This window comes from Streptomyces sp. NPDC057543 (assembly GCF_042801895.1).
In the GTDB taxonomy this organism is placed as follows: domain Bacteria; phylum Actinomycetota; class Actinomycetes; order Streptomycetales; family Streptomycetaceae; genus Streptomyces.
The window spans coordinates 1-7592 of the sequence record NZ_JBHVFF010000355.1 but is presented as its reverse complement, the minus strand read 5'-3'; the positions used below and the strand labels follow the sequence as shown (position 1 = coordinate 7592).

The 7592-nt window shown below is 67.9% G+C and carries 8 protein-coding genes; 2 read left to right on the top strand and 6 right to left on the bottom strand.

Translation table 11 applies throughout. The features are described 5' to 3' along the window. Positions 1-261 precede the first annotated feature (261 nt). The 3 genes from ACFU8Q_RS36740 to thyX all read right to left on the bottom strand — a co-directional run bounded on the left by ACFU8Q_RS36740 (position 262) and on the right by thyX (position 3867). The gene (locus ACFU8Q_RS36740; protein WP_384463067.1) at positions 262-1947 is read right to left on the bottom strand and encodes a ribonuclease J; all 1686 of its coding nucleotides are present in this window, start codon (positions 1945-1947) and stop codon (positions 262-264) included. Positions 1948-2077: 130 nt separating this feature from the next. Further along, entirely contained in the window at positions 2078-2977 is a 900-nt protein-coding gene (dapA, locus tag ACFU8Q_RS36735) for a 4-hydroxy-tetrahydrodipicolinate synthase (RefSeq protein WP_384463065.1), read from the bottom strand. Between the two features lie 152 nt (positions 2978-3129). Continuing rightward, a complete protein-coding gene (thyX, locus tag ACFU8Q_RS36730) occupies positions 3130-3867 on the bottom strand; it encodes an FAD-dependent thymidylate synthase (protein ID WP_266749048.1) in 738 nt (245 codons plus the stop codon). Positions 3868-4053: 186 nt separating this feature from the next. Here thyX and ACFU8Q_RS36725 point away from each other — a divergent pair, with 186 nt between their 5' ends. Both ACFU8Q_RS36725 and ACFU8Q_RS36720 read left to right on the top strand, forming a co-directional pair. Continuing rightward, positions 4054-4293 carry a hypothetical protein gene (locus ACFU8Q_RS36725; protein WP_384463062.1) on the top strand — a complete coding sequence of 80 codons (240 nt, stop codon included), beginning with the start codon at positions 4054-4056 and terminating at the stop codon, positions 4291-4293. A gap of 93 nt (positions 4294-4386) precedes the next feature. Then, positions 4387-4938 (top strand): hypothetical protein, encoded by a 552-nt coding sequence (locus ACFU8Q_RS36720; RefSeq protein ID WP_384463059.1) that lies wholly within the window; start codon positions 4387-4389, stop codon positions 4936-4938. A 43-nt stretch (positions 4939-4981) separates the two neighbouring features. Here ACFU8Q_RS36720 and ACFU8Q_RS36715 read toward each other — a convergent pair whose 3' ends face one another. From ACFU8Q_RS36715 to ACFU8Q_RS36705, 3 genes are all read right to left on the bottom strand, one after another. Next, the gene (locus ACFU8Q_RS36715; protein ID WP_384463056.1) at positions 4982-5467 is read right to left on the bottom strand and encodes a hypothetical protein; all 486 of its coding nucleotides are present in this window, start codon (positions 5465-5467) and stop codon (positions 4982-4984) included. 13 nt (positions 5468-5480) lie between these two features. Continuing rightward, positions 5481-6233: a 4-hydroxy-tetrahydrodipicolinate reductase gene (gene dapB / locus ACFU8Q_RS36710; protein WP_384463053.1), complete on the bottom strand. Its 753-nt coding sequence runs from the start codon at positions 6231-6233 to the stop codon at positions 5481-5483. Between the two features lie 23 nt (positions 6234-6256). Beyond that, positions 6257-7592 (bottom strand): M16 family metallopeptidase (locus ACFU8Q_RS36705; RefSeq protein WP_384463050.1); only part of this gene is annotated, 1336 nt, incomplete at its 5' end.

Below are 7592 nucleotides of genomic sequence, written 5' to 3'. Positions count from 1 at the left end.
TCCGGCGGTTCCAACCTTACCAGACTCTTTTTCGTTCCGTTTCCGGTTCGAATTTGAATTCTGGCGGCCTTTGGAATGGCCTTGCCTTTCGGCGGATCCGACTTTATCAGAAGTTCTGAGTCGGAATTCCCGCCCCCATCGGGTGGCCACTGCGCACGACTGCGCGCGGCGGTTCCCGGTCAGGCGGAGCCGTAAACGTACTGGAGCGGGGCGCCCTGATGCAAATCGGGGGCCCCGCTCCGGAGTTCACACCTGTCGGGGTCAGACCTCGACGACGACCGGAAGGATCATCGGGCGTCGGCGGTAGGTGTCGGAGACCCACTTGCCCACTGTCCGGCGGACCAACTGCTGGAGCTGGTGGGGCTCCATCACACCGTCCTGGGCGGACCTGTTGATCGCTTCCTCGATCTTCGGCACGACGGCGCTGAATGCCGAGTCGTCGATGCCTGAGCCGCGGGCATGGATGTCCGGGCCGCCCGTGATCTTGCCGGAGGAGCTGTCGACCACGATGAAGACGGAGATGATGCCCTCCTCGCCGAGAATCCGGCGGTCCTTGAGGGAGGTCTCGGTGACGTCCCCGACCGAGAGGCCGTCGACGTACACGTAACCGGCCTGGACCTTGCCGACGATCTTGGCCTTGCCGTCGATGAGGTCGACGACGACGCCGTCCTCGGCGATGACGATGTGGTCCTTGGGGACACCCGTGAGGGCGCCCAGTTCGGCGTTGGCCCTGAGGTGGCGCCACTCGCCGTGGACCGGCATCAGGTTCTTCGGCTTGCAGATGTTGTAGAAGTACAGCAGCTCGCCGGCCGAGGCGTGGCCCGAGACGTGGACCTTGGCGTTGCCCTTGTGGACGACGTTGGCACCCCAGCGGGTCAGGCCGTTGATCACGCGATAGACCGCGTTCTCGTTGCCCGGGATCAGGGACGACGCCAGGATCACCGTGTCGCCCTGGACGATCCGGATCTGGTGGTCGCGGTTGGCCATACGGGACAGTGCGGCCATCGGCTCGCCCTGGGATCCCGTGCAGACCAGCACCACTTCGTCGTCCGGCAGGTCGTCGAGGGTCTTGACGTCGACCACCAGGCCCGCGGGGACCTTCAGATAACCCAGATCACGGGCGATACCCATGTTGCGGACCATCGAGCGTCCGACGAAGGCGACCCGGCGGCCGTACTCGTGGGCGGCGTCGAGGATCTGCTGGATGCGGTGCACGTGGCTGGCGAAGCTCGCCACGATGATGCGCTTCTGGGCGTTGGCGAAGACCGTGCGCAGGACATTGGAGATGTCCCGCTCGGGCGGTACGAAGCCGGGGACCTCCGCGTTGGTGGAGTCGGAGAGAAGAAGGTCGATGCCTTCCTCGCTCAGCCGGGCGAACGCGTGCAGGTCGGTGAGCCGGCCGTCCAGCGGGAGCTGGTCCATCTTGAAGTCACCGGTCGCGACAGCCATGCCGGCGGGTGTGCGGATGGCGACCGCGAGTGCGTCCGGGATGGAGTGGTTGACCGCGACGAACTCGCAGTCGAAGACTCCGATGCGCTCGCGCTGGCCCTCCGCGACTTCGAGGGTGTACGGGCGGATGCGGTGCTCCTGGAGCTTCGCCTCGATCAGCGCGAGGGTCAGCTTGGAGCCGATGAGGGGGATGTCCGGCTTCAGGCGCAGCAGGTACGGGACACCACCGATGTGGTCCTCGTGGCCGTGCGTGAGGACGATGCCCTCGATGTCGTCGAGACGGTCCCGGATCGTGGTGAAGTCCGGCAGAATCAGGTCGATTCCGGGCTGCTCCTCCTCCGGGAAGAGAACCCCGCAGTCGACGACGAGCAGGCGACCGCCGTACTCGAAGACCGTCATGTTGCGGCCGATTTCACCGAGGCCGCCGAGCGGGGTGACCCGGAGGCCGCCCTTCGGGAGCTTCGGCGGGGTGCCGAGTTCGGGATGCGGATGACTCAAAAGACTCTCCTTACCACACACGCCACGTACCGCTTGGGCACGTGGCGCGCATGTCATTCGTGCACTTGCTGTTGTCTGGTGTTGTCGCTCTTGCGACTGTTCTTCGCTTATTCAGTTGTGAAGTCTGTGGTTACAGCTGTACCCCACCAGCGGCGAGATCGATCTTGAGCTGCGCCGTTTCCTGTGCGGTGAGTTCCACCAGGGGGAGGCGCAGCGGGCCTGCGGGGAGGCCCTGGAGGGCCAGTGCGGCCTTGGTGGTGATCACGCCCTGGGTACGGAACATGCCGGTGAAGACCGGCAGCAGCTTCTGGTGGATCTCCGTGGCCTTCTGGACGTCGCCGCCGAGGTACGCCTCGATGAGGGCGCGCAGCTCGGGGGTGACGACGTGGCCGACGACGGAGACAAAGCCGATGGCGCCGACCGAGAGGAGCGGCAGGTTCAGCATGTCGTCGCCGGAGTACCAGGCCAGGCCCGACCGGGTGATGGCCCAGCTTGCGCGGCCGAGGTCGCCCTTGGCGTCCTTGTTCGCGACGATACGCGGGTGCTCGGCGAGCCGTACCAGCGTCTCTGTGTCGATCGGCACACCGCTGCGACCGGGAATGTCATAGAGCATCACCGGCAGCCCGGTGGCGTCGGCGATGGCTGTGAAGTGGCGGAAGATGCCTTCCTGCGGCGGCTTGTTGTAGTAGGGCGTCACCGCGAGGAGGCCGTGGGCGCCGGATCGCTCGGCCGTGCGGGCGAGCTCGATGCTGTGCCGGGTGTCATTGGTCCCGATGCCGGCGACGACGTGGGCCCTGTCCCCCACTGCTTCCAGTACAGCCCTGACGAGCTGGTCTTTCTCCGCGTCGCTGGTGGTCGGGGACTCGCCGGTGGTGCCGTTGATGATCAGGCCGTCATTGCCTGCGTCCACCAGATGGGTGGCGAGCCGCTGGGCACCGTCGAGGTCGAGTGCACCGTCCGCCGTGAAGGGCGTGACCATAGCGGTGAGGACCCGCCCGAAGGGGGTCTGCGGAGTGGAGATCGGAGCCATGGGTAACACGCTACTCGTTGCTCAGCGCCCAATGCCCCCTCGGGGGGACACGCAGTAGGAGCCCGGCACTGCCTGCTCGGGGGTTCAAGCAGTGCCGGGTCCGTTTGATCAGCCTAGATGAACTTCACGAAACGTCGCAATACGGACACCGCTTACGGGGCTACGCGTCCGTTTTTGTTGAAGGCTGCATGGGTGAGCGGCATGAGACGGGCCCAGTGCTCCTCCATCTGCTGGCCGACCATCTCGATCTCCCGCTGCGGGAACGAGGGCACCTTGGCCAGCTCGTGCTGGGTACGCAGGCCGAGGAAGTGCATCAGCGAGCGGGCGTTGCACGTGGCGTACATCGAGGAGAACAGGCCGACGGGGAGCACCGCGCGGGCGACCTCGCGGGCCACTCCTGCGGCGAGCATCTCCTGGTAGGCCTCGTACGCCTGGCGGTACGAGTCCTCCATGATGCGGCCGGTGAGCTCCTGCTGGGCCTGGGTGCCCTCGACGAACTCGTACTTGCCGGGCCGCCCCTGCTGGACGAGCTTGCGGGACTCCCCCGGGACATAGAAGACCGGTTCCAGCTCCCTGTAGCGGCCCGATTCCTCGTTGTACGACCAGCCGACGCGGTGGCGCATGAACTCGCGGAACACGAAGATCGGGGCGCTGATGAAGAAGGTCATCGAGTTGTGCTCGAACGGGCTGCCGTGCCGGTCACGCATCAGGAAGTTGATGAGCCCCTTGGAGCGCTCGGGGTCCTTGGTGACCTCCTCCAGGGACTGTTCGCCGGCCGTGGAGACACGGGCCGCGAACAGGACGTCGGAGTCGCCTGCGGCATGTTTCACCAGCTCAACGGTGACATCGCTGCGGAAGCTGGGCTTTGCGGGCTCGGGGGTCTCGGTCACCGGCGGGGTCCTTCCAATTGCGTCGCTCGGGCGGCGCCCACTCTACGGGCCGCCACCGACAACGAGGGCTGGAAGGGTTGTGGCGGGATTTCTTCGACGAATTCGACGATTCAGGGCACCGAACGGGTCTGTCGTGCGTCTGACTCAATAGCAGCATCCGTACCAAGGTTCAAGGAGAGTTTCCTCATGTTCCGCCGGCGTGAATCCGTCCCGTTCTCGTTCGTAGCCGAGGCCGACCGATTCCGCAGTAACGTCACCCCGCCCCCGCGTGAGCGCACCAGCGTCTCGCAGCTGGCCGGCCGTTCTCTCATCGGGCTGACGGTCGTCGCAGGTCTCGTAGGGTCGCTGATCCTCGGCCTGCCTGCCCTGAGCCCCGCCCAGGACCCGTCGCACTCCCAGCAGACGGAGGCCGCCCACGGGCACTGACCCGTACAGGCCCCCTGGGGTGGTCGGGCGGTGACCTCCTCGGTAGCCTCACCGGGCACAGCAATCGAGCGTGCTTGTGAGTGAGGATCAGTCGTGCCCCTGCCCTTTCTGACGGCCGACCGCGCGTTTGACGCGAGCGCTGAGGACATCGCGCTGCCGTTCGACGACCACGACAAGTGGCGGCGTCCGTACCGCCCCGGGCCCTGGCGGGTCGCGGCTGCGGCCTCCATGTTGCTGCTCGCGTCGTTCATCCTGCTCGCGGGAATGGTCATCGCGTTCGCCGGGGAACTGTCGGGTGCCGCCGTGTGTCTGGGACTCGCGCTCGTGGTCATCGCCTGTGCCCTGCGACTGCTGCGGCTCGGTGCCTGGGTGAGCAGGCGCGGCGTGCGGCGGGTGGGCTTCTTCACGACGACGACCGTGCCGTGGAATCAGGTCACGGCCGTCCGTACCGTGCAGCAGCCGGTGAAGTGGCTCGGGTTTCCGCGCACGGTTCAGGGTCAGGCGCTCATCGTCGTACGGCAGGGTGGCGGGACGATTGCGCCCCTGCTCACCGACAGCAACGCGGATTTTCTGGCGCGGGGCGAGGCGTTCGACCGCGCCGCGGACACGGTCGAGGCGTGGGGGGACGAGTATCGGCGGCGCTGAGGACGGAAACGGTTACCGGGCCCACCCGGTAACCGTTTCGTCGTCAGTCGCCGGACGGACCTGATCCGGCCGGTGTGACCCGTCCGGGGACGGGCCTCGTGTGCAGGGCGATGGCGCGTTGCATGGCCTTGCGGGCCCGAGGGGTGTCCCTGGCGTCCTGGTAGGCGACGGCCAGGCGGAACCAGCAGCGCCAGTCCTCCGGGGCGTCCTCGGTCTCTTCGCGGCGCCGTGCGAACACGGCGTCGGCCGAGGCGCGGTCGATGCGGCCGGACGGGGTACGGACCAGCTCGTCGACCGGCAGGCCGCCCTCCGCGTCGAGTTCCGCTGCCAGCGCATTGGCCCGCGCCACGAACTGGGTGTTCTTCCAGAGGAACCAGACCCCGATCACCGGCAGGATCAGCACCGCGACCCCGAAGGTGACCGTGAGCAGGGTGCCGTGCTTGATGAGCAGGACGCCACGGCTGCCGACCAGGACGAAGTAGAAGACCAGGACGGCAGCGGTGACGAAGTAAGTGATCTTTGCGCGCATGGCGGGGGCTCAGTCAGTTCAGGTCGAGGAAGTTTTCCAGGCCGAACGTCAGGCCGGGAGTGGTCACCACGCGGCGTGCGCCGAGCAGGATGCCCGGCATGAAGCTGCTGTGGTGCAGGGAGTCGTGGCGGATGGTGAGGGTCTCCCCCTCGCCGCCGAGCAGCACTTCCTGGTGGGCGAGGAGACCGCGGAGCCGGATCGCGTGGACGGGCACCCCGTCGACGTCCGCTCCGCGGGCCCCGTCCAGGGCCGTGGCGGTGGCGTCCGGCTGCGGGGCGCAGCCGGCCTTGCGCCGGGCGTCGGCGATCCGCTGGGCGGTGCGGGTGGCGGTGCCCGAGGGGGCGTCGACCTTGTCGGGGTGATGGAACTCGATGACCTCGACGGACTCGAAGTAACGGGCGGCCTGCTCCGCGAACTTCATCGTGAGGACGGCGCCGATGGAGAAGTTCGGCGCGATGAGCACACCGGTCTCCGGGGAGCCGGAGAGCCAGGTGTTCAGCTGCGCGAGCCGTTCGTCGGTCCAGCCCGTCGTACCGACGACGGCGTGGATGCCGTGCCGGACGCAGAAGTCGAGGTTACCCATCACCGACGCGGGGGTGGTGAGCTCGACGACGACCTGGGCGCCGGTCTCCGCGAGGGTCTCCAGCTTGTCGCCGCGGCCCAGGGTGGCCACCAGCTCCATGTCGTCGGCGGCCTCGACGGCTCGTACCGCCTCGGATCCGATACGGCCCTTGGCGCCGAGAACGGCCACACGCAGCTTGCTCATTGCTCTGCTTCCTTACGGGTGGGTTAGGAGACCGCTTCGTCGAGGCGGTCGGCCTGCTTGTCCTTGAGCGGGCCGATGACGGAGAGCGAGGGGCGGTGTCCGAGGACCTCGCCCGCGACCGCGCGGACGTCATCGGGGGTGACCTGCGCTATCCGGGCCAGCATGTCGTCGACCGACATCTGGTCGCCCCAGCACAGTTCGCTCTTGCCGATGCGGTTCATCAGCGCGCCGGTGTCCTCCAGGCCCAGGACCGTGGAGCCGGAGAGCTGCCCGATGGCGCGGCCGATCTCCTCGTCGCTCAGTCCTTCGGACGCTACCCGGTCGAGCTCGTCCCGGCAGATCTTGAGGACGTCGTGGACCTGGCCGGGCCGGCAGCCCGCGTACACGCCGAAGAGTCCGCAGTCGGCGAAGCCCGAGGTGTACGAGTACACGCTGTAGGCGAGACCGCGCTTCTCCCGTACCTCCTGGAAGAGGCGTGAGCTCATGCCGCCGCCGAGGGCGGTGTTGAGCACGCCGAGCGCCCAGCGCCGGTCGTCGGTACGGGCCAGGCCCGGCATGCCGAGGACGACATGGGCCTGCTCGGTCCGGCGGTTCAGCAGCTCGACGCGGCCGGCGGTGCGCACCGTGCGGGAGCCCATGCGCGGGCCGACCGGGACGGCGTCGGTGCGGGACAGGGCGCCCGCGCGCTCGAATGCCTTGCGGACCTGGCGTACGACCGTGGCGTGGTCGATGTTGCCTGCGGCGGCGACGACCAGGTGGGTGGGGTCGTAGTGCTTCTTGTAGAAGCGGGTGATCCGGCCGCGGTCGAGCGCGTTGATGGTGTCGACCGTGCCGAGAACCGGGCGGCCGAGGGGGGTGTCGCCGAGCAGTGTGTGCGCGAACAGGTCGTGCACGCAGTCGCCCGGGTCGTCCTCGGTCATGGCGATCTCTTCGAGGATGACGCCGCGCTCGGCGTCGACGTCCTCGGCGGTGATGAGCGAGCCGGTCAGCATGTCGCAGACGACGTCGATGGCCAGCGGCAGGTCGGTGTCGAGGACCCGCGCGTAGTAGCAGGTGTACTCCTTCGCCGTGAAGGCGTTCATCTCGCCGCCGACCGCGTCGATGGCGGCGGAGATGTCGAGGGCGCTGCGCTTGGCGGTGCCCTTGAAGAGGAGGTGTTCGAGGTAGTGCGTCGCGCCGTTCAGGGTGGGGGTCTCGTCGCGTGATCCGACGTTGGCCCAGATCCCGAAGGTGGCGGAGCGGACGGAGGGCAGGGTCTCGGTGACGACGCGGAGGCCGCCCGGAAGGACGGTTCGGCGGACCGTACCGATGCCGTTGGTGCCCTTGAGAAGCGTTTGGGTACGGGCGACGGCCCGCGCC

Coding starts and splice junctions, on each gene's coding strand:
- ACFU8Q_RS36725 (WP_384463062.1), top strand. CDS start 4,054: ATGTTCCGCCGGCGTGAATCCGTCCCGTTCTCGTTCGTAGCCGAGGCC.
- dapB (WP_384463053.1), bottom strand. CDS start 6,233: ATGAGCAAGCTGCGTGTGGCCGTTCTCGGCGCCAAGGGCCGTATCGGA.
- dapA (WP_384463065.1), bottom strand. CDS start 2,977: ATGGCTCCGATCTCCACTCCGCAGACCCCCTTCGGGCGGGTCCTCACC.
- ACFU8Q_RS36715 (WP_384463056.1), bottom strand. CDS start 5,467: ATGCGCGCAAAGATCACTTACTTCGTCACCGCTGCCGTCCTGGTCTTC.